Genomic DNA, 20,885 nt, shown 5'->3' with positions numbered 1-20,885 from the left:
GAGGGTCCGGTCACCACGTGACGGGCAGGTCGTGGACGCCGTAGATCAGGCCGTCGTGCTTGAACCGCACCTCGGACGGCTCGACGGCGAGGCGCAGGGTGGGGATGCGGCGGTAGAGCGTGCCGTAGACGACCTGCAGCTCGACCCGCACGAGCGGCTGCCCCAGGCACTGGTGCGGGCCGAAACCGAACGCCACGTGGTGCCGGGCGTCGCGGCGGATGTCGAGCCGCTCGGCGTCGGGGAAGGCCTCGGGGTCGCGGTTGCCGACGTCGTTGGGCAGCACGATGCCGTCGCCGGCGCGGATCGTGGTCCCGTCGGGGAGCGCGATGTCGGCCAGTGCCACCCGGCGCCGCGCGGAGTGCACGATGGGCAGGTACCGCAGGAGCTCCTCGGTCGCGCCCACCACCAGCGCCGGGTCCCCGGTCGTGCGCAACGCCGCGAGCTGCTCGGGGTGGCCGAGCAGCGCGAGCGTGCCCAGCGCGATCATGTTGGCCGTGGTCTCGTGACCGGCGACGAGGATCAGCAGGAGCATCGACGCCAGCTCGGACGAGGTCAGCTCACCGGTGGCGACGTGCCGGGCCGCCATCCTCGACAGGATGTCCTCGGCCGGGTCGGTGAGCCGCCGCGCGATCAGGTCCTCCAGGTACCCGACCAGCCCCCGCTGCGCGGCGAGCACCTGCTCCACCGTCGAGTACCGGTGGATGAGCACGTGGCTCGACCGCTGGAAGAACTCGTGGTCGGCGTAGGGCACCCCGAGCAGCTCGCAGATCACCATCGTCGGCACGGGCAGTGCGAAGGCCGCGACGAGGTCGACGGGACGCGGTCCGTCGAGGATCGCGTCGATCCGCTCGTCGACGATCCGCCGGATCGTGGGCCGGAGGGCCTCGACCCGCCGTACGGCGAACGGACTGGTCAGCATCCGGCGCAGCCGCCGGTGCTCCGGATCGTCCATGGTGATGAAGGAGCGCGCGTCGGCGTGGCGTGCCTTGATCCCGGCCGTGACGTGCGGATAGCCGTCGTTGGTGGGGTCGGCGCTGACCCGCGGGTCGCTGAGCAGCTCGCGCTGCAGCGCGTGTCCGGTGACGAACCACGGCGTGCTGCCGTCCCAGATGCGGACCCGGCCGACCGGCCCGCGCGCGTGCAGTCCGAGCAGCTCCGGCGGCGGGTCGAACGGGCAGCCGGCCGCACGCGGCAGGGGGAACTCGGGGATCGGGGCGGTCATGCCGCGGTCCGTCCGGGGACGGGCGCGGTGATCTCCAGGACCGCGGCGGTCCAGCGGAACCCGAGCCCGAAGCTCACCACGAGCACGCGGTCGCCGGGCACGACCGTCCCGCCACGGAGCAGCCGGTCGACGGCCAGCAGCAGGTCGCACGGTCCGGCATGGGCGACGTGGCGTCCGAACGTCCAGCTCGTGTCGGCCGCACGGGCGTGCAGCGGTGGCCCCGACAGCAGGACGTCGAGCACCGCCGACCCGATCGCGACGACGGCGGTGTGCGCGACGTCCGCCGGTCCGAGACCGGCTTCCTCCAGCACCTGCTCGACGCAGGAGCGCGTGGCCTCCTGCAGGGAGGTGATGTGCGGGGCGAGCCCCGTCTGCTCGACCGCCATGCGCCGGCCCGTCGCCCCGCCCGCGACGCCGGCCGCGGCCCTGCTCATCTCCTCCAGACGGGGCACCGCGGCGTGTGCGGTCGCCACCAGCCGGGCCCGGCCCGGCGCACGGGTGAGCACCGCCGCCCCGCCCGCGTCGCCGGCGAGGTAGCCGATCTCGTGGACGAAGTCCCAGCGTTCGGCGGGGAAGCGGGACCCCGCGGTGACCATCGCCGCCCGTGCGTCCGGACGTGCGGTGAGGTGCTCGGCCGCCGTGACCAGCGCGGCCGCACCGCCGTCACTCGCGGCGCCGATCTCCATCCCCGTCGCCACCGTGGTGCCCAGGGCGCGCAGCAGGTAGGGCGAGGGGGTGTAGTGGTCGACGTCCTGGAAGCTCGCGTGCACGAGCAGGCTCAGGTCGGAGCCGACGGCACCGGCGTGCCGCAGGGCCTTCAGCGCCGCGCGTGCCGCCATCCCGACGGCCGTGTCGCCCGTGGCCACGGCGGCGGAGCCGAACCCGTTGGCGTCGGCCGCCGAGGGGGTGTCCGGCCGGGCACCTGCCCGCGGCCGGATGGGCGGGATCCACGACCCGCTGCCCGCGATGTTCACGTCGGACCAGAGCACCAGTGCCTCCTCAGGCGGGGACGGGCCGGTGGTCGTCGGCCCCCGGACGGACCAGACGCCCCGGTTCGCTGCTCGAGAAGGCGGTGACGCCGCGGACCCGGACCAGCACCCGGCCGTCGGCGGCCGCGGTGAGCACTCCGGACGCGGTGTCGTGGCCGAGCCGGACGACCGGGTGGCGAGCGGCGAGGTCGCAGTCGTTGCCGGCGCACCCCAGATCGACCTCGGCGATACCGGCGAGGGGGCCCGGCACCGGTGGTCCGCCCTCGGCCCCGTCCCGCGGCACGAGCAGCAGGTGGGCGAGCGCGTCGATCAGGATCGAGGGCACCGTCGTCCCGCCGAGCTCGGCCGAGAACCCCGCGTGGTCGAACGAGAACAGTGCACTCGTCCCGTCCGGCCCGTGGGCGTGGGCCGAGGTCCCGGCGAACGGCCCGCTCAGCGCCAGTACGGGATGTCGGTCGTAGATCGGCATCCGGAACCCCGGGACGGGGGTGTGCGCCCGCAGGTCCGGCGCCGGGCCGAGGTGGGGGCGGACCGGGGCGAGCAGGACGTCCGCCTCGTAGCAGAGGTCGCCGAACCGGAGCACCTTCCCGGTCGCGCTGACCCGGTTCGTCGTGACCCGGACCGAGACCCGGGCCCCGGCGGGATCCTCGGTGGTCACCCGTGCGGAGACCGTGACGGTGCGGGGAGGACCGTCGGGCCGCACCGTCACCGAGGCGTGGCAGGCGAGGTCACGGAAACCGGTGACGGCCATCTCCGGCCGCAGCCGGGTCGCGGCGGCCGCGGCGGCCTCGAGCGCGAACGTGCCGGGGAGCACGACGGCGCCGTTGACCCGGTGGTGGCGCATCCACCGCCCGTCCCGCTCGTCGAGCGTGCGGGGGTCCCACGTCTTCGTCGCGACCACCCAGGACCGGCCCTCCATCGTGATGCCGTCGAGGAGCGGCGAGGCCGGTTCCGGACCCGGGACGGCGGGGTCCGGGACGTCGGGGGGCGGCATCGGCGGGGCGTCCGGTCCGATGCCCCGGCGGGCGAGCATGGCCCGTTCCGGCCCGCGCAGGAAGAACGTCAGCCCGTTCGCCGGCGGGTGGGCCAGCGACGAGAGGAACTGCGCGCACCCCTGGGCCGGCGTGATGTAGGCGTCCATGTTGTTGCGCCGCAGCGTCTCCTCCATGGCGACGCTGCTGGCCACGCCGACGTCCTTCCAGCCGCTCCAGAGGATCGCGATCTCCCGGTGCCCGGTGGGCAGGTCCCGGTCGGCGGCGGCCGTGGCGTACTCGAGGTAGGAGTTCACCGCGCAGTAGTCGACGTCGCCGGGCGCCGGCGCGACCGTGGCGAGGGTGCTGAAGGTGGCGAGGATCGTCGGTGGTCGTCCGGCGAGGGCGTGCTTCAGGTTGCGGTAGCCGGTGGCCTTCGTGGCCCGCACGGCCCGGAAGTCGGCGAGTGCCTTGGCGTGCAGCGCGCGGGGGCGCAGGTCGAGCACGGCGTTCACCACGAGGTCGACGCGGCCGTGCCGGTCGTGGATCTCGTCGAGGACGGCGGTGGTGGCCTCGCCGTCGAGCACGTCGCAGACGCGGTGGTGCACGCGGTCGGGACCGCAGACCTCGGCGAGCCGCCGCAGCGTCGCCCGAACCTCCCGGGCGGCGTCGAGACGGTCGTACCGCGCCTTGAGCTCGCGCAGGCTCAGCTCGGGATGCAGGCGTCGCTGCTCGGCGATGAACTCCGCCTGGGGTACCGGCTCGGTGGGCGGGCCGGCCGGGACCGGGGTGCGGCCGATCAGGTAGACGTGCGGTCGCTCGACGCGGACGGCGAGCGCGTGCAGCAGCTCCGGCGTGATCCCGCGTGCGCCGCCGAACGCGACGACGACCGAGCCCGGCCCCAGCGGGATCCCGCCCGGGCCGGCGGGCACGCCGTCCGGGCAGACGTCCATCCGGGCCCAGCTCCCGTCCCCGCGGGCCGCGACCGTGTGCAGCGGACCGGCGTCGCCGCTCGCGCGGGCCAGCTGGTGCAGTGCGGTCAGCGCGTCGGGCGCCGCGGTGAGCAGCGCGGCTCCCCCGCACTGGGTGATCTCGGCGCGGACCGAGCGGACGAACCCGGTGAACAGGCCGGCGAGCGGGTGCGGACGGTCGCCGGGCAGGGCGTCGAGCAGCGCGGCGCCGACGGTTCCGCCGTTGCGCAGCGCCGGGAGCAGTGCCTGGGTCGTGGTCAGGAGCAGGTCCTGCAGAATCTCGGCACGCTCGACGTCGGCGGGGGCGTCACCGCGGTCGGTGAACCGCGTCAGCACCCGCACGTGGGCCGGGACGAACGGGAGGTCCGCGAGAGCGCCGGCCGCGTCCTGCGCGGCGACGCCGTCGGTCGTCCACACGGCGACGTCGACGCAGCCCTCCAGTGCGGCCGCGAGGTCGGCGGAGTCGGTGACGACGACGGTGCCCGGCGGCACCGGGTGCGGCAGGGTCCTCCCGGGCGGAGCGGGCATGTCGACGAGGTCCACCGTGCCCCGGGTACCGATGTCCGGTTCCGGTGCGTCGGCGGGCCGCACCCCGGTGAAGCGCAGGCCCGGTGTGGCCGGGTCGCTCGCACCGACGAGCGTCTCGCGGCCGGTGACGACACCGTGCAGCAGCGCGAACAGCGCATCGACGGCGAGGTAGGTGCGATCGGGCGCGGGCGGCGCGGGCGGCGCCGCCCCCGGACCGGCCGACGCGACCGTTCCCAGGATCGGCAGACCGTGGCGCTCGGCGGTCGAGCGCCGGGCCAGTGCCACGACGGCGGCGCCCTCCGCGATCGTCGCCCCGTCCGGTACGAGCGGACCGAGATGTCCGTCCCAGCCCCGGACCGGTGCCACACTCACGGCCCCCACCAGCGCCAGCGCGCAGGCCCCGTGGCGGAGCTGACGCATCGCGAGGTCGAGTGCGGCGGTGCCCGAGTCCCGGTGGTCGTAGACGGCCACGCCGAACCCCTGCAGGTCGTCGTAGTTGGTCACCCGGCCGGCTGCGATGCAGGAGACGGCACCGGTGAAGTCGTCCTCGCTGATGTCGGGAGCGAACGCGTCGACGGCGGCGGTGAGCCGCTCACGCAGCGTCGCGACCATGCCGGGGTCGGGCAGCAACCCGAGCGCGTCGGCGCACTCGGCGGCGTGCACCCGGACGGCCATCCGGGTGGCGTGCCTGCTGGGCAGCGCCGACCCGATCAGCAGCGCGGTGTCGGGACGCAGGTCCCCGGCCGCGGCGCCCAGCTGCGCCAGCAGCGGGTCCACCGCCTGCAGCACCATCAGGTGGCTCGGGTCCATGTGCGCGGTGGTGCGTGGCGGGATCCGCACCTCGCGCGGCGACGGGACGGGGTACGGGTCGCCGAATCCTGCCGAGGGACCGGGCCCGGTACCCGCCAGCCAGGCAGCCGTCGCGTCGCGGTCGGAGCCGGGCAGGTGCGTGTTCCAGCCGACGACGACGAGGTCCTCGGGGGGCACCCTGGCGGGCCGCCGGGTCGGGACGCGGTCGGCCAGCACGGCGTGTGCGTCGGCTCCGCCGAGCCCGAACGACGAGACGCCGACGATGCGTGGGCGGTCCGAGGGCCGCCAGCCGACGTCGGCGACGGGCACCCTGAGCCGTTCCTCCCCCTCCAGCAGCGCGTGCGGGGCGATCCGGTCCGTCTGGGCCGGGATCGCCCCGTGCTCGATCGCGGTGAGCGCGTGCGCGACCGAGACGAGCCCGGCGAGCACACCGGTGTGTCCGAAGACCTGCTTGTTGGAGGTGAGCAGGCAGGTGCGCCGCCTCTCGCCGAGCCGCGCCAGCAGGGCCCGGGCCTCGACCTCGTCCCCGGTCGGCGTTCCGGTGCCGTGGGCCACGATCCAGTCGAGGTCGTCGGGTCCGACACCGGCGTCGGCCCAGGCGCGGGAGATCGCCAACTCCTGACCGCGTTCGGCCGGGGCGTGGATGCCCTTGCCCCGGCCGTCGGCGGCCAGGCCGGTACCGAGCACCAGCCCCCGGATCTCGTCACCGTCCGCGACGGCCTTGGCGTGGGTCTTGAGGACGAGCGCCACGGCACCCTCGGCGAGCAACGTGCCGTCAGCGTCCCGGTCGAACGGACGTACCCGGCCGCTGGGGGTGATGCCCTGGGCCTTGCAGAACAGGGTCAGCAGGGTCGGCTCGGCCACCGAGGTGCCGCCGGCGAGCGCGACGTCGCACGTGCCCTCCCGGAGGGCCTTCACGGCGGCGTCGAGCACGTAGAGGCCGCTGGCGCAGGCGGCGTCGAGCGTGAGGTGCCGGGCGTCGTCGGGCACGAGCCCGCCGAGTGCCACCCGTGAGACGGACGCGGGCTGGTGCATGAGCGGGTCGGCACCGCTGCCGGAGTAGTGGGCGAGCACGGCGTGCTCGGCCATCTCACCGAGCCAGTCCCCGCCCGAGTCGGCTGCGGTGGTCCCGCGGAGCATGCTCGCGTACTGCGCCCCCAGGACCGGGGCCCGGTCGCCGAGCCCGATGTGATCATGCGCTCCCGTGGTGACGGCGAGCCACCGGTCACCCGCTCCGCGGCGCACACCGTCGAGTGCCTGTACGGCGCAGTGCCGCAACCAGCGCGCGGTCGGTGCCACCCCGGGGTGGTCGCGCAGTCCGTGCGGCTCGCTGAGCGAGCGCGGATCCGGGACGAAGCCGGTGAGGTAGCCGGCCCGGCGGGCGTGGAAGCGGTCGGGCACCGTGGGGTCGGAGGCGTGGAAGTGCTCGAGCGCGAAGCCGGTCGGTTCGCTCGCCTGCAGCGTGGCCTCGCGCAGCCGGTCCCACAGCTCGCGCCGGTCGTTCGCGCCGGGCAGCGCCACCCCGATCCCGACGACGGCGACGGCGTCGTCGTCGGCAGCGACGGCCTCGGCGCGGGGCTCCTCGGAGGGGGTCCCGGCCACGGTCCCCGCCGGCTGGGGCCCCCCGCTCGGCGGTCCGGCGGGCGCGGGCGACGCCGACCCCCGCGCGGGAGCGGCGTGCGCGGCGAGGTTGCTGTGCAGCTGGAGCGTCTGCATCCCGGTGAGACCGATGCCGCCGTCGGCGACGAGGGTCTGCCCGGTGACGAACCCGGCGTGCGGGTGCAGGAAGTGGCAGATCAGGTCGGCCGCGTCCGGCGTCGAGATCGTGCGCCGGAGCAGCCGCTCGTCGTCGGAGCGGTCACCGATCGTGTCCGGGTCGGCGAGCGACCTCACGATGTCGCTCGCCACCGAGCCCAGCAGGACCGTGTTCACCCGGATCCCCCGCGGGGCCAGCTCCAGCGCCAGGTAGCGGACCAGCGACTCGGCGGCCGCCTTCGTCACGCCCCCGGGCCCGTAGCCGGGCACCGGTAGGTGGGACCCCACGGCGGACAGGCACAGCACCGCCGCGCCCGAGCGGCCGTCCATCAACTCCGCCGCCCGCCGCGAGCAGTGGTAGGGCCCCATCACGTTGGTGCGCCAGGCCCGTTCCCAGTAGACGTCGTCGACGTCGAGCAGCGGGAGGAAAGCGCCGGCCGCGGCGTTGTTCACCAGGATGTCGAGACCACCGTGCCGCTCCCGGACGAGGTCGAACATCCGGTCGACCTCGGCGGTCTTGGCCACCGAGGCGCGGATGAAATCGCAGGATCGGCCTGCGGCACGCAGCTCCGCCTCCAGTTCCCGGGCCGCCTCGACCGAGTGGAAGTAGTTGACGATCACGTGCGCGCCCCGGCGGGCCAGGCTCCGCACGATGTCGGCACCCAGACTGCGTGCCGCGCCGGTGACCAGCGCGATCCGCCCCGTCAGGTCGTCCGGGGAGCCCTCGTGCCCGTTCACGCGGCCTCGCCGACCGCTCCGCCGGCCACGACGGCGTCCGCGATGCGCCGCAGTGAGCCGAAGCCCAGCAACGAGGCGTTCGAGCGCAGGTCGGGCAGGTCGAACAGGTCCGCGACCTGCCCCACCAGTGCGACCTGCTTGAGGGACTCGACGCCGAGGTCGGCCTCCAGGCTGTCGTCCTCGCCGAGGAGGTCCGGCGGGTAGCCGAGGTAGCCGCCGTAGAGGTCACGCAGCTGCGCCAGGACGGCGTCGTAGTCGCGGGTTCCGCTGGAGGGTGCCGCGGCGGGTCCGCCAGGCTCGGGACGCGTCGCCGGCGTGACCTCCGCGGCCGGCGCCGGTGTCCGGACCGCGGCCGGCGGGTCCGCCGCGGGGGTGGGTGCAGAGACGGTCGGCTCGGAACGCACGGCGACCGGGGCCCCCGGGCGCGCGCCGTTCGATCGCGGGGTGCCGGTCGTGGGCCGGGCCGGGACGGCGGGAGCGTCGCGCTCGGCCAGCGGCACGGCGCACCGCACGCCCGGAACGCTCGCCTGGATCATCTTCGCGACGACCGCACGTTCGCCGCACTCGACGAAGACGTCCGCGCCGGCGGCGTGCAGCTCGCGGATCGTGTCCAGGATGCGCACGCGGGCGGTGAGGGCCCCGGCCATGAGCTCCACGGGGTCGTCGTCGACAACGTCACGGCCCAGCCACGGCGAACACACCCGCATCCGGCCTCCGCCGTAGGGCACACGGGGCGCACCGGCGCGGAGTTCCCTGGCCGACCGGGCCAGTGCGGGCGAGTGCGTGGGATGGGGCACGTCGAGCCGGTTCGTGGGCCACCCCGCGGCCGCGGCCACCCGTTCGATGTCGGCGGTGAGCGCGGTCGGACCGCTCAGCACGCTCTGATGGGGCGCGTTCTCACATGCCAGCACCAGATCGGGGTGTCCGAACAGGCCGGCGAGGTGCTCCGCCCGGCGGCCGTCCACCCCGACGGCGATCATCCGGCCCTGCCAACCCTGTCTGGTGAGCGCTCGGGACCGGGCCACCGCGAGCCGGACGGTGTCCTCGATCGAGATGTACCCGGCCGCGGCGAGTGCCCACAGCTCTCCGACGCTCTGCCCGACGACGGCGACCGGGTCGACGCCCGTCTCGACCAGCGCGCGTTGGGTGGCGATGCTGACCGCGAAGATCTCCACGTACTGCAGGTCGGGGCCCCGCTCGGGAGCCACCTCGCCGCCCTCGACGAGTCGGGGTGACACCGCTGGAAGGTCCAGTTCGCGGGCGGCGTCGTCGACGCGGGCGAGCACCTCGCGTACGCCGTGGTGCCGGGCGTGCAGATCGTGCAGGATCCCGCCACGCGGCGCGGGCACCGTTCCCGGCATGACGAGGACAGAGGTCGTGTTCACGCGTCGTCCCTCTCGGTTGGACAGACCGAACAGGTCCGATCCTCGAGGTCCACGGCCAGGGATTTCCTTAGTGATCACAAGAATCCGCAGCAGGTGTGGCTCTCGATTCGCACGTCCCCGTGACGTCCGGTCCCGCTGCCTGCGTCCGGTCGAGGGACGAGCAGGGACGCGGCGGTCTCGGCGGCTCGTCGGCGGGCCTCACCCTCGGCTCGTGTCCGGTGGTGGCCGAGGTCGCCGCCGATGACGGCCCCGTCGACCGAGGCTGTTGCTGCTCGTGCCCGGATACGCCCGATGGGGTGTGTTCGTCGGCCACGACGTCGTCATCGTCGCGATGGGACGGGCAACAAAAAAGCCAGGACCGAAGTCCTGGCTTTTCGTATCGGGTGGAGCTGAGGGGATTCGAACCCCTGACCCCTTGACTGCCAGTCAAGTGCGCTACCAGCTGCGCCACAGCCCCTTGCGACATGAAGAACACTACACGGGCCGGTTTCCGGCTCGGAAAGGGGGGTGCCCCGGGCGGCACCGGCACCTACCTTCGGCCCCGTGCAGCCCTCTGACATCGGACGACTGGTCACCCTCGGCGCCCCCGCGGTGTCCCCGGACGGCACGGTCGTCGCCGTCGCGGTCCGCCGCGTCGACCTCGGCGCCAACCGGTACCGCACTGCGATCTGGCTCACCCCGACCGACGGGAGCAGCCCACCGCACCGGCTGACCGGCTCCGAGCACGGCGACTCCTCCCCCGCCTGGTCGCCGGACGGGACGCGGCTGGCCGTCGTCACCGGGCGGGAGGGCGGCGGCGCGCAGCTGCGGGTGCTGCCGATCGGCGTCCCGGGCGAGCCGGTGGTGGTCTGCGAGCGTCCGGAGCCGGTGTCCGAGCCGGTGTGGTCGCCGGACGGCACGCGGATCGCGTTCGTGTCCCGGGACCGGGCGGCCCGCTGGGCCACCGGCGACGACGACCGGGCCCGCGAGCCGCGCCGGATCGACCGGCTGTTCAGCCGGTTGGACGGGGAGGGCTGGATCATCGACCGGCCGTCGACGGTGTTCGTCGTCGACGCCGGGGGTGGCGACCCGGTGGCCGTCGCCGGCGGGCCGTACGAGCACTCGTCGCCCGCCTGGTCGCCGGACGGGCGGACGCTGGCCGTCGTCGCGGACCGCGAGCCGGACTGGGACCTGGACGAGACCGCGCGGATCTACCTGGTCGACGCCACGGGTGGCGGGGGCGGGCCGCGGCGGCTCACCCGCACCGGCCGCCATCACACGCACCCGTCCTGGTCGCCGGACGGCACCCGGCTGGCCACCCTGGCCTCCGACGACCACCTGGCGTCCCCGGCACACGCGTCGCCGGCGGTGGTCGACGTCGCGACCGGACGGGAGGACGTCCTCGCGACCGGTGTCGACCGCACCTGGCGGCCGTTCCCCGGCGCCCGCGCCCCGATCTGGGACGACGGGCACCTGCTCGTGTCCTGCGAGGACCGTGGCGGGATCCACCTGTACCGGGTCGCGGCCGACGGCGCGGGAGCGGGCACCGCGCAGGCGCTGCTGACCGGCGAGCGGGCGGTGACCGCCTACGACCGCGCGGGCGGGACCACCGTCGTCCTGGTCACCGACCACGACCACCTCGGCGAGCTGCACGTCATCGACGACGGGTCGCTGCGCCGGCTCACCTCGCTCACCGAGCCCTTCCACGACGCCGTGCCGCGCGGGCGCACCCCGGTGCGGCTGGCCGTGCCGTCCCCGGCCGGGGACGGCGACGTCGACACCTGGGTGCTGCTGCCGGACGAGCCCGCCACCGGCGACGGCGGGCTGATCCCGGTGCTGCTGTCGATCCACGGCGGCCCGATGACCCAGTACGCCGACGCCTGGTTCGACGAGTTCCGGCTGTGGGCGGGCGCCGGCTACGCGGTCGTCTGGTGCAACCCGCACGGCTCGACCGGCTACACCCAGGACCGGGTCCGGGCGATCCGCAGCCCGCTGGCGGAGACCGCGCCCGGGACCGGGTGGGGCGGGATCGACGCCGACGACGTGCTCGCCGCGCTCGACGGCGCCCTCGCGACCTTCGACCAGCTCGACCGGGGCCGGGTGGGCGTGCTCGGCGGGTCCTACGGCGGCTACCTCACGTCGTGGCTGGCCGCCCACCACTCCGCCCGGTTCGCCGCCGCGTGCAGCGAGCGGGCGGTGAACAACCTGGAGTCGATGGAGTGGAGCTCCGACGTCGCAGGCGCGTTCCGCCACGACATCGGGGTCTCGGTGCTGGACGCGCCGGAGGAGTTCCGGCGGATGTCCCCGCTGCACCACGTCCGCGGCATCGACGTGCCGATGCTGATCCTGCACTCCGAGGACGACCTGCGGTGCCACGTCGAGCAGGCCGACGCGCTGTACCTCGCGCTGCGGCTGCTCGGGCGGCCGGTGGAGTACTGGCGGTTCCCGGAGGAGAGCCACGGGATGTCGCGCGACGGGTCGCCGCGCCACCGCGTCCAGCGGGCGCAGATCATCCTCGACTTCTTCGGCCGGCACCTGGGTGGGCGCAGGCCGGAGCAGGTCCCCGCCGGCTGAGCTGCGACGTTCAGCCGGCCCGGCTGCGCCCGTCCTCGTCGTCGCCCAGGTCCTCGATGTCGGCGCCCTGGTCGTCGGTCTCCGGGCCGACGGACCGCGGCGCGCCGTCGACGGCCCGGACCGGCTCACCGACGGGCTCGCGCAGCCGTCGCAGGGCGGGGTCGTCGACCCAGAACTCGTCGAACCCGTGCTCGGCGAACCGGTCGGCGACACGGTGCATCGCGATGTCGTGGCGCACGTAGAGGTGCGCGAGCAGCACCGCGGCCGGGTCGTCGGTGTAGAGGCCCCAGGTGCGGTCGGCGGTGAGCCCCCCGATCACGGCCTGGTCCCGGTCCGCGACGACGAGGAGCATCCGCCGGCCGAGGTTGTCCTCGACCATCGACGGGGCCGAGTAGCGGTGCTCGGTGTGCCAGCCGACCGGGTCGTCGTCGGCGCCGAAGACGACCGTGGCCACGTCGACGCCGTGCTCCTCGGCCCGGCGGATCGTGGGCTTGAGCGCCTCGACGTCCTCCGGCCAGCCGAGCACGTACAGCTCGGAGCGGGCCGCGGCGGCGACGTCCTCGGCCCGTTCGAGCAGCATCCGGCGCTCGGTCAGCGAGTGCACCAGCCGCACCTGCGGTGGCGCGGTCAGCCGCGGGATCTCGTTCTGCAGGATGCCCAGCGTGCGGTCGAAGTCGCGGCGCATCCGCTCCAGCAGCGTCGCGGGCGGCAACGGGACGTAACCGGTGCCGTCGGCGGCCCGCACCTCGAACGCCGCGCCGCGGCCGACGAGCTTGCCCAGCGTCTCGTAGACGGTGCTGCGCGGCACCCCCGACCGCTTCGCCACCTCGTAGCCGTTCACCGCCTCGCCGGCGCCGACCAGGGCGACGTAGGCCTTCGCCTCGTACCCCGACATGCCCAGACGTTGCAGTTCTTCCGTCACCCGCCGCACGGACATTGCGAGATCATCTCACTCATTCGGCACCGTCCCGCGACGTGGTGCCGCGGCCCCGTCGCGCACGACGGTCTCCCTATGATCGGTTGCGGACGACGGATTGATACGTCCGGATCCGCACCATCATCACAATCGAGGACCCGGAGCGCGCGCCACACCGGCCCGCATCGCCGCGTCCGCCTCACGCAGGATCTCGCGCATCGCCGCTCCGGCACCCGCCGGGTCACCGGACCGGACGGCGTCGGCGACGTCGCGGTGCAGCCGGATCGCGTCGGGCTCCGGCCGGCTGGGCATCAGGTGGTGCCGGGTGCGCCCGGCCAGCACCTCGGCGACGACGTCGCCCAGCGCGGCCACCATCTCGTTGCCCGAGGCCGCGAGCAGCGTGCGGTGGAACACGACGTCGGCCTCCAGGTAGGCCAGCAGGTCTCCGGACCGCCCGTGCACGGTCATGTCCATCACCGCGCCGACGAGCGCACCGCACTGCTCGGGAGTGGCCCGGTCGGCGGCCAGCTCCGCGGCCAGCGGCTCCACGCCGCAGCGCAGCTCGGACAGCGACCGCAGCTGCTCGTCGCGGCCGGGACCGTCCAGCCGCCAGCGGATCACCCGCGGGTCGTGCACGTTCCACTGCTCCCGCGGGGCGACCGTCGTGCCGACCCGGCGCCTGCTGCGCACCAGGCCCATCGATTCCAGTACGCGCACGGCCTCCCGGACGACGGTGCGCGACACGCCGTAGCGCGCGACCAGCTCCTCGGCCCGCAGGACCTCGCCCGCCCCGATGGTCCCCGCGGCGATCGCGGTACCGAGCCGGTCCAGGACGTCCCCGTGCAGACCCTCCGGTGCGCCACCCACGCCCCGAATCGTGCCACTGCATGGGCCCGGCGACGCGATACGACATACCTGAACCGATTCGGTGTTGAAAAAGTACTACGAATAACCGACGCTGGTCCCACCACGGTCCGGGTAGTCCCGGTCCGCGTGCCGATGCCGCCACACCCGTGAGGAGCCGATGCAGTGACGCACCAGCCGGCGACACAGCAGCCACCACCCCACCCGCTCGTCGTCGTGATGGGGGTGTCCGGCTCCGGGAAGTCCACCGTCGGCGCCGCCCTCGCCGACGCCCTCGGCGTCCCCTTCACCGACTCCGACGGCCTGCACCCGGCCGCGAACGTCGCGAAGATGGCCCAGGGGATCCCGCTCACCGACGCCGACCGCGAGCCCTGGCTCGACGCCGTCGGCGCCCGGCTGGCCGAGCACACCGGCACCGGGCTCGTCGTCGCCTGCTCGGCGCTGCGCCGCGCCTACCGCGACCGGCTGCGCTCGCACGCGCCGTCGACGGTGTTCGTGCACCTGTCCGGCGACGCCGCCGTGCTCGCCGAGCGCATGGGCGGGCGCTCCGGGCACTTCATGCCGACCGCGCTGCTCGACTCCCAGCTGGCCACCCTGGAGCCGCCGGCCGCCGACGAGGCCGCGACGACGCTGGACATCCGCCGGCCGGTCGACGAGATCGTCGCGGGCGCCGTCGCCGTCACCGGGCCGGAGGTGGCCCCGCGATGACACTGCACCCCGCACTCGTCCTGGCCGCGGAGCAGGCCCAGCCGGTCGCCTCCGCCGGTCGCCTGGTGACCGCCGCGCTGGTGGGCATCGTCGCGCTGGTCCTGCTGATCACGCAGTTCTCGCTGCACCCGTTCCTCGCACTGACCATCGGCTCGCTGCTCGTCGCGGGCGTGGCGGGTATGTCGATGGGCGACGCCGTGGAGGCCTTCTCCGACGGCTTCGGCTCCACCGCCGCGAGCGTCGGCACGCTGATCGCGCTGGGCGCGATGTTCGGCAAGCTGCTCGCCGACTCCGGCGGCGCCGACCGGCTGGTCGACACGATCGTCTCCCGCTCCGGCCCGCGGACGCTGCCGTGGTCGATGGCCGCCGTCGGCGCACTGATCGGCCTGCCGATGTTCTTCGAGATCGGTCTGGTCATCCTGATGCCGGTCATCTTCCTGGTCGCGCGCCGCGCCCAGGTCTCTCTGATCGCCGTCGGCATCCCGGCACTGGCCGGGCTCTCCGCCATGCACGGCCTGGTCCCGCCGCACCCCGGCCCGCTCGCCGCGATCGGCATCCTCGACGCCGACCTGGGCATCACCCTGGTCCTCGGCGTGCTCGTGTCGATCCCGGTCGTCGTCCTGGCCGGGCCGCTGTTCGCGAAGGTCGCGGCCCGCTGGGTCGACGTGTCCCCGCCGGCGCTCTTCGAATCCCGGGTCGCGGCCGGGACCAGCACCGCGTCCAGCGGATCGGCCGGTGCCACCACCGGCACCGACCCGGACACCGGCTCCGGCAGCGGCTCGGGCGGCGACGCCGCCGCCGCCGATCGCGACGCCCCGGACGGCGGGCCCACCCGGCGCCCCGGGTTCGCCGCCACCCTGCTCACCGTGCTGCTGCCGGTCGTGCTGATGATGGGCAAGGCCGTCGGCGACATCGCCGCACCCGAGGGCAACCCGGTACGCGCCGCGCTGGACTTCGTCGGTACCCCGCTGGTCGCGCTGCTGCTCTCGGTGCTGGTCGCGATGGTCACCCTCGGCACCGGATCCGGCATGAACCGCGCCGGGATCATGGGTTCGCTGGAGCGGTCGCTGCCCGCCATCGCCGGGATCGTGCTGATCGTCGCCGCGGGCGGTGGGTTCAAGCAGACCCTGGTCGACACCGGGATCGGCGCGATGATCGCCGGCTGGGCCACCGGCGCCGGCATCTCCGCGCTGTTGCTGGGCTGGCTGGTCGCGGTGGCGATCCGGCTCGCGACCGGGTCGGCGACGGTGGCGACGGTGACCGCCGCGGGCATCCTCGTCCCGCTGCTGCCGACGCTCGACCCGACCCAGACCTCGCTGCTGGTACTGGCGATCGGCGCGGGCTCGCTGTTCTTCTCCCACGTCAACGACGCCGGGTTCTGGCTGGTCAAGGAGTACTTCGGGCTCACCGTCGGCCAGAACATCAGGACCTGGTCGATCATGGAGACCGTCATCTCGGTCTCCGGCCTGGTCCTGGTGCTGCTGATCGACCTGGTGATCTGACCCCGCTCAGACGACGACGCCGGCCCGGGTCGCCGGGTCGGCGCCGGTCGTCCGGCCCGGCCCGGCGACGTCGCGGGCGGTGCGGGCCAGGCGCCGTACCGCCTCGGCCGTCACCGGACCGGGGTGGGTGAAGGGCACCCGCAACCGGTCGGTGAACGCGTGCCCGGCCCCGAACCGCGGGCCGGGCGCCAGCACCAGGCCGTGCCGCGGGGCGGCCGCGGTCAGCGCCGTCGAGACGTGCGCACCGAGGTCGCACCACAGCGCCAGCCCGCCGTCGGGAACGGTGAAGCGCCAGTCCGGCAGGGCCGCGGCGAGCTCGGCGACCAGCAGGTCGCGGCGGGTGCGCAGCACCCCGACCCGTTCGGCCCGCAGCACGTCGAGCCGCTCCAGCACCTCGACGGCGACGAGCTGCTCCAGCACCGGCAGGGCCAGCTGGGCGCGGGCCAGCCGTCGTCGCATCCGGGCGGCCCGCTCGCGGCCGGCCCGGATCCAGCCGATCCGCAGCCCGCCCCAGGCAATCTTGCTCAGCCCGCCGACGGTGACGACGTCGTCGGGACCGGCGGCGTGCACGGCGCACGGCAGCGGCCCCGTGGCGCCCTCGCGCAGGTCCAGCTCGGCGAAGGTCTCGTCGACCAGGGCGACCGTGCCCTGGCGGGCCAGGCGCTGCACGAGCCGGGCGCGGGCGTCGTCGTCGAGGAGGCGGCCGGTGGGGTTCTGGAAGTCCGCCATCAGGTACGCGACCCGCGCCGCGGTCTGCCGGGCGGCCCGCGGCAGCACGGTCTGCGGGGTCGCGTCGGCGCCGTCCGCCGACACCGGGACGGGGACCGCCCCCGCGTCGGAGACGACGTCGAGCGCCGACGGGTAGGTGGGGTGCTCGACGAGCACCCGGTCACCGGGCCCGGCCAGCTCGGCGACGACGATCCCGATCGCCTGCAGCGCCCCGCCCGTCACGACGACCTGCTCCGGTCCGGTCGGGAGCCCCCGGGCGGTGAACCGGTCGGCGATCGCGGCCCGCAGCGCGGGCAGGCCGTCCGGGCCGTAGCCGTGTCCGGCCAGCTCCGCGGCGCCCCGTTCGACGGCGCGGGCGACCAGGTCGGGCAGCACGGCGGGCGCGGCGGGCGCGGCGTGGGCGAGGTCGATCGTGCCGCGGTCCACCGGCCCGGGCGCCCAGACCCCGTCGACGCCCCCGGTGCGGTCCGGGAGCCGCACCCAGGTGCCCGCCCCGTGCCGGGCGTCGGCCCAGCCGTCGTCGCGCAGGTCGCGGTAGGCGCGGGCGACGGTGACCCGGCTGACCCCCAGCGCCTCGGCCAGCGCCCGCTCCGCCGGCAGCCGGGTGCCCGACGGCAGCCGGCCGTCGCCGGTCAGCACCCGTACGGCGTCGGCCAGCACCCGGTACGCCGGGCCGCGCCCGCCGTGGACGTCACCGCACAGCGCGGCGAGGCGCTCCGCCCCGGCCCCCTGCGTCATTCCCGATCCACTTTCGCTCGAGTGGCACGGTGACGACAGGCCACCGATCGAGGCAGCATGCCATCTCGTGACGATCGACAGCTCCCGCTGGTCGCTGCGGATGCCGCGGCGCACCCGGCGGCTCACCCAGCTCGTGGCCGGCCTGGTCGCCTACGCGGTCTCGATGGCGCTGATGATGCGCGCGGCCCTCGGCTCGATGCCGTGGGACGTGTTCCACCAGGGCGTCGCCGGTCGTACGGCCCTGTCGGTGGGCGCGGTGACCGTGGTCGTCGCGGTCGGGGTGCTGCTGCTGTGGATCCCGCTGCGGGAACGACCGGGGCTGGGGACGGTGGCGAACGTCGTCGTCATCGGGGCCACGGTGGACACCGCGCTCGCGGTGCTGCCCGCCCCGGAGGCGCTGTGGCTGCGGATGGCGTACGCCGTCGCCGGGATCGTGCTGAACGCGGCGGCGACGGCGGCCTACATCGGGGTCGGGCTGGGGCCGGGCCCGCGGGACGGGCTGATGACCGGGCTCGCGGCCCGCACCGGCCTGTCGGTGCGGCTGGTGCGGACCGCGATCGAGGTGACGGTCGTGCTCGTCGGGTGGGCGCTCGGCGGTGTCTTCGGCCCGGTGACGGTGGTCTACGCACTCGCCGTCGGGCCGCTGGTGCAGTGGTTCCTGCCGCGCTTCACCGTGGGTGCGGTCAGCCCGTCACCTTCGACAGCCAGTCCCCCTTGCTCAGATCCATCTTGACCCCGTTCACCATCACCGTCGGGGTCCCGAAGCGGCCGCCGGGCGCCACCGCCGGGTCGGCGACGGCCGCCTCGGTCGCGTCGGCGATCGCCTGGGTGTTCGCCTGGCGGGTGACGCAGCCCGCGAAGTCCCCCGTGGCCCCCAGCTCGGTGCCGAGCGCGGTCAGCTCCTGCACCGTCTTGCCGGCACTGCCCTCGGCGGGCTGGTCGGCGTACAGGCGGGAGTGGTAGGCGGGGAAGATCCCGGCGTCGGCGGCGCACAGCGCGGCGTTGCCGGCGCGGGTCGAGTAACCGGGCGGGGTCGAGCGCTCGTCGAGGATCACGACGTGGTGGTAGTTGATCTTCGCCTTGCCCTCGTTCACGGCGGTGGTGAGCTGGTTCCCGACACCGCTCTCCAGCTGTCTGCAGGCGGGGCAGAGGTAGTCCTCGTAGAGGTCGACGGTCACCGGGGCCGCCTGGTTCCCGGCCTTCACGACGACGCCGTCGCGGGTCACCGGGTAGGTCGCGACGGTCGCCTTCTGGTAGTTCTGGTACAGCACGTAGACGCCCGTGGCCAGGGCGATGACCAGCACGAGCGCGCCGATCCCGAGGTTGCGACCGAGCCCGCTCGAGGTGCGTGCGGAGCTGATCCCCGCCGCCTGCAGCCGGGCCTGCGCAGCCTGCCGGCGCTCGCGCTCACTCTGTCCCATCAGTGCTCCTCCGTCGCGTCCGCCGGCGCCCGCCGGTCGTGGTCGTGTGCCGCGGCCCGGTCCTCGCGCCCGTCGAGGGAGAACAGCGTCCGCGGGCGCACCACCAGGTACACCGCGGCCGTGAGGAAGGCGAGGTCGCGCAGCAGGGCCAGGCCGTAGCCGGTGTCGTCGGGGTCGACCGGCCCGCCACCGCCGAAGCAGCCGCAGTCGATCGCCAGCCCGCGCGCCCACGCCTGCACCAGCCCCGCGACGAACGCGAGCAGCAGCACGGTGCCCACCACCGCGGCGAGCCGGGTGGCGAGGCCCGCGAGCAGCAGCAGGCCGAGTGCGATCTCCAGCGGCGGCAGCAGGGTCGCGACCGGCACGACGAGCGCGTCCGGCAGCACCCGGTAGGCGGCGACGGCGACGGCCGTGGTGAACGGCTCGGACAGCTTCACCGCCCCCGACACCAGCCAGACCGCGGCCAGCCCCAGCCGCAGCACGGTGCCCAGCACGTCGAGCGGGCGGCCTGCGGTCACGACCGGGGAGCCTAGCGAGCCCGCCGGTTCAGAACTCCTCGCGGGCGGACTCCTGCTCCAGCAGCGCGTCGAGATCGGTCAGCCGCTTCATCGTGGCGACGGCGCGGGCGGTGCGGTTGTTGCCCGCCAGCATCTCCTCGTGGCGGTGCACGAACTGCCAGTAGCCCGCGGTGAAGGGGCAGGCCTTCTCCCCCACCCGCACCTTCGGGTCGAACGCGCAGCCCGAGCACAGGTCGGTCATCCGGTCGATGTAGGCGCCGCCGGAGGCGTAGGGCTTGGTGGCCATCCGGCCGCCGTCGGCGTGCTGGCTCATCCCGATCACGTTGGCGGGCATCACCCAGGCGAACCCGTCGACGAACGCCGTCGCGAACCAGTCGTTGAGCTCCGCCGGCCGGTAGCCACGCTGCATGGCGTGGTTGCCGAGGATCATCAGGCGCGGGATGTGGTGGGTCCAGCCGCGGTCGCGGACCCCGCCCAGGGCGTGCGACAGGCAGTTCGCGGTGACGGCGTCGGCGTCCAGGTCGGTCCACCAGTCCGGCAGCGGGGTGCGGGCCCGCAGGTGGTTGCGACGCGTGTAGCCACGCCCGAAGCGCCAGTACAGCTGCCAGACGTACTCCCGCCAGCCGAGGATCTGCCGGACGAACCCCTCGACGCTGGACAGCCGGGCGTCTCCGTCGTGGTAGGCCTGCTCGGCGGCGTGCACCGCCTCCAGCGGGTGCAGCGCGCCCAGGTTCATCGGCACCGACAGCAGCGAGTGCGCCATGGCCCAGTCCTGCTCCAGCACCGCGTCCTCGTACGGGCCGAAGGTGTCGAGGCGGTGCCGGACGAAGTGCCGCAGCGCCCGGGTGGCCTCCTCGTGGGTGACGGCGAAGCGGCGCGGCCCGTCCTTGCCGACCGTGGGGTACCCGGCCGCGTCGAGGTCGGCGCGGACCTGCTCGTCGATCCCGTCCTCGCGGGGCTTCCAGGGCGCCTCCACCTCCAGGCGCTCGGCGCCCTTCGGCGGGGACTCGCGGTTGTCGTGGTCGTAGTTCCACTTCCCGCCGACGGGCTTCTCGCCGTCCATGAGCACGGAGAACCGCTCGCGCTGGGCGCGGTAGAACTCCTCCATCCGGAAGGTCTCGCGGTCGCCGGCCCAGTCGTCGAACTCGTCCTTGCCCAGCGCGAAGGTCGGGGTGGGCCGGACCTCGGTGACCAGACCCTCCTTCACGAAACGGCGCACCATGTCCGAGGCCGGGAACGACGTGGGCTGGTGCACCACCACCGGGCGGCCGACCTGCTCCAGCGCCTCGCGGTAGGTGTCGGTGCGCAGGTAGGTGGCCCGGTCGCCGAGCTGCTCGGCGAGGTGACGCATCCCGGACAGCACCAGGTGCAGCTTCTGGCGGTGGTGGCGCCGCCGGCCCAGCGCCCGGGTGGACTCGACGATCACGATCTCGCGGTCGGCGAACTCCTCGGTGTCCCACACGTGGGGGCCGAGCTGGTCGGCGAACAGCCAGAGCGGAGCCGTGTCATCGGACGACATCGACCCAGTGTCGGGGTGGTCGCACACCGCCGCGCGGCGAGCGCGGCC

The 20,885-nt window shown here is 74.7% G+C and carries 14 protein-coding genes and 1 tRNA gene; 4 read left to right on the top strand and 11 right to left on the bottom strand.

Translation table 11 applies throughout. The features are described from left to right. Positions 1 to 10: 10 nt before the first annotated feature. The 5 genes from ATL51_RS21790 to ATL51_RS21770 form a co-directional block, all read right to left on the bottom strand. Positions 11 to 1,222: a cytochrome P450 gene (locus tag ATL51_RS21790; protein ID WP_100879778.1), complete on the bottom strand. Its 1,212-nt coding sequence runs from the start codon at positions 1,220 to 1,222 to the stop codon at positions 11 to 13. Beyond that, a complete protein-coding gene (locus tag ATL51_RS21785; RefSeq protein ID WP_100879777.1) occupies positions 1,219 to 2,211 on the bottom strand; it encodes a 3-oxoacyl-[acyl-carrier-protein] synthase III C-terminal domain-containing protein in 993 nt (330 codons plus the stop codon). The genes ATL51_RS21790 and ATL51_RS21785 overlap by 4 nt, the downstream gene beginning before the upstream one ends. Before the next feature lie 10 nt (positions 2,212 to 2,221). Continuing rightward, on the bottom strand, positions 2,222 to 7,984 hold the full coding sequence (locus ATL51_RS21780) for an SDR family oxidoreductase (protein ID WP_100879776.1): 5,763 nt from the start codon (positions 7,982 to 7,984) through the stop codon (positions 2,222 to 2,224). Beyond that, complete coding sequence (locus tag ATL51_RS21775) at positions 7,981 to 9,369, bottom strand: acyltransferase domain-containing protein (protein WP_157818480.1); 1,389 nt, start codon at positions 9,367 to 9,369, stop codon at positions 7,981 to 7,983. Before ATL51_RS21775 ends, ATL51_RS21780 begins: the two co-directional genes overlap by 4 nt. Positions 9,370 to 9,753: 384 nt before the next feature. Then, positions 9,754 to 9,826 (bottom strand) — tRNA-Ala (locus tag ATL51_RS21770). 86 nt (positions 9,827 to 9,912) lie between these two features. Between ATL51_RS21770 and ATL51_RS21765 the strand changes: the two genes are divergently transcribed. Further along, positions 9,913 to 11,922: a S9 family peptidase gene (locus tag ATL51_RS21765; protein ID WP_100879774.1), complete on the top strand. Its 2,010-nt coding sequence runs from the start codon at positions 9,913 to 9,915 to the stop codon at positions 11,920 to 11,922. Between the two features lie 10 nt (positions 11,923 to 11,932). Here the strand turns inward: ATL51_RS21765 and ATL51_RS21760 are convergent, their stop codons facing one another. Further along, entirely contained in the window at positions 11,933 to 12,817 is an 885-nt protein-coding gene (locus ATL51_RS21760) for a TrmB family transcriptional regulator (RefSeq protein ID WP_301549121.1), read from the bottom strand. Between the two features lie 165 nt (positions 12,818 to 12,982). Next, positions 12,983 to 13,705, bottom strand: coding sequence for a FadR/GntR family transcriptional regulator (locus ATL51_RS21755; protein ID WP_073578374.1), 723 nt, complete (start codon positions 13,703 to 13,705; stop codon positions 12,983 to 12,985). A 216-nt stretch (positions 13,706 to 13,921) separates the two neighbouring features. Between ATL51_RS21755 and ATL51_RS21750 the strand changes: the two genes are divergently transcribed. Further along, positions 13,922 to 14,410 (top strand): gluconokinase, encoded by a 489-nt coding sequence (locus ATL51_RS21750; protein WP_100879772.1) that lies wholly within the window; start codon positions 13,922 to 13,924, stop codon positions 14,408 to 14,410. Continuing rightward, the gene (locus ATL51_RS21745; protein WP_100879771.1) at positions 14,407 to 15,912 is read left to right on the top strand and encodes a GntT/GntP/DsdX family permease; all 1,506 of its coding nucleotides are present in this window, start codon (positions 14,407 to 14,409) and stop codon (positions 15,910 to 15,912) included. The genes ATL51_RS21750 and ATL51_RS21745 overlap by 4 nt, the downstream gene beginning before the upstream one ends. Positions 15,913 to 15,918: 6 nt before the next feature. Here ATL51_RS21745 and yczR read toward each other — a convergent pair whose 3' ends face one another. Continuing rightward, a complete protein-coding gene (yczR, locus tag ATL51_RS21740; protein ID WP_100879770.1) occupies positions 15,919 to 17,379 on the bottom strand; it encodes a MocR-like transcription factor YczR in 1,461 nt (486 codons plus the stop codon). A gap of 67 nt (positions 17,380 to 17,446) precedes the next feature. Here yczR and yczE point away from each other — a divergent pair, with 67 nt between their 5' ends. Then, positions 17,447 to 18,112, top strand: coding sequence for a membrane protein YczE (yczE, locus tag ATL51_RS21735; RefSeq protein ID WP_301549120.1), 666 nt, complete (start codon positions 17,447 to 17,449; stop codon positions 18,110 to 18,112). Here yczE and ATL51_RS21730 read toward each other — a convergent pair. Genes ATL51_RS21730 through ATL51_RS21720 form a run of 3 tightly spaced genes read right to left on the bottom strand, consistent with a single transcriptional unit; the run spans position 18,063 to position 20,837 of the window. Further along, the gene (locus tag ATL51_RS21730) at positions 18,063 to 18,800 is read right to left on the bottom strand and encodes a DsbA family protein (protein WP_100879769.1); all 738 of its coding nucleotides are present in this window, start codon (positions 18,798 to 18,800) and stop codon (positions 18,063 to 18,065) included. The two genes, yczE and ATL51_RS21730, sit on opposite strands and share 50 nt — an antisense overlap. Further along, positions 18,800 to 19,318, bottom strand: coding sequence for a MauE/DoxX family redox-associated membrane protein (locus ATL51_RS21725; RefSeq protein WP_100879768.1), 519 nt, complete (start codon positions 19,316 to 19,318; stop codon positions 18,800 to 18,802). Before ATL51_RS21725 ends, ATL51_RS21730 begins: the two co-directional genes overlap by 1 nt. 28 nt (positions 19,319 to 19,346) lie before the next feature. Continuing rightward, a complete protein-coding gene (locus ATL51_RS21720; RefSeq protein WP_100879767.1) occupies positions 19,347 to 20,837 on the bottom strand; it encodes a cryptochrome/photolyase family protein in 1,491 nt (496 codons plus the stop codon). Between the last annotated feature and the right edge of the window lie 48 nt (positions 20,838 to 20,885).

It is taken from the genome of Pseudonocardia alni (assembly GCF_002813375.1).
Lineage (GTDB): Bacteria > Actinomycetota > Actinomycetes > Mycobacteriales > Pseudonocardiaceae > Pseudonocardia > Pseudonocardia alni.
This window is presented reverse-complemented; position numbering and strand designations above follow the sequence as displayed.

Bases quoted from the DNA above. Each gene is read 5' to 3' on its own strand.
- ATL51_RS21790 (WP_100879778.1), bottom strand. From the start codon at position 1,222: ATGACCGCCCCGATCCCCGAGTTCCCCCTGCCGCGTGCGGCCGGCTGC.
- ATL51_RS21760 (WP_301549121.1), bottom strand. From the start codon at position 12,817: ATGTCGGGGTACGAGGCGAAGGCCTACGTCGCCCTGGTCGGCGCCGGC.
- ATL51_RS21750 (WP_100879772.1), top strand. From the start codon at position 13,922: ATGGGGGTGTCCGGCTCCGGGAAGTCCACCGTCGGCGCCGCCCTCGCC.
- ATL51_RS21745 (WP_100879771.1), top strand. From the start codon at position 14,407: ATGACACTGCACCCCGCACTCGTCCTGGCCGCGGAGCAGGCCCAGCCG.
- yczR (WP_100879770.1), bottom strand. From the start codon at position 17,379: ATGACGCAGGGGGCCGGGGCGGAGCGCCTCGCCGCGCTGTGCGGTGAC.
- ATL51_RS21730 (WP_100879769.1), bottom strand. From the start codon at position 18,800: ATGGGACAGAGTGAGCGCGAGCGCCGGCAGGCTGCGCAGGCCCGGCTG.
- ATL51_RS21720 (WP_100879767.1), bottom strand. From the start codon at position 20,837: ATGTCGTCCGATGACACGGCTCCGCTCTGGCTGTTCGCCGACCAGCTC.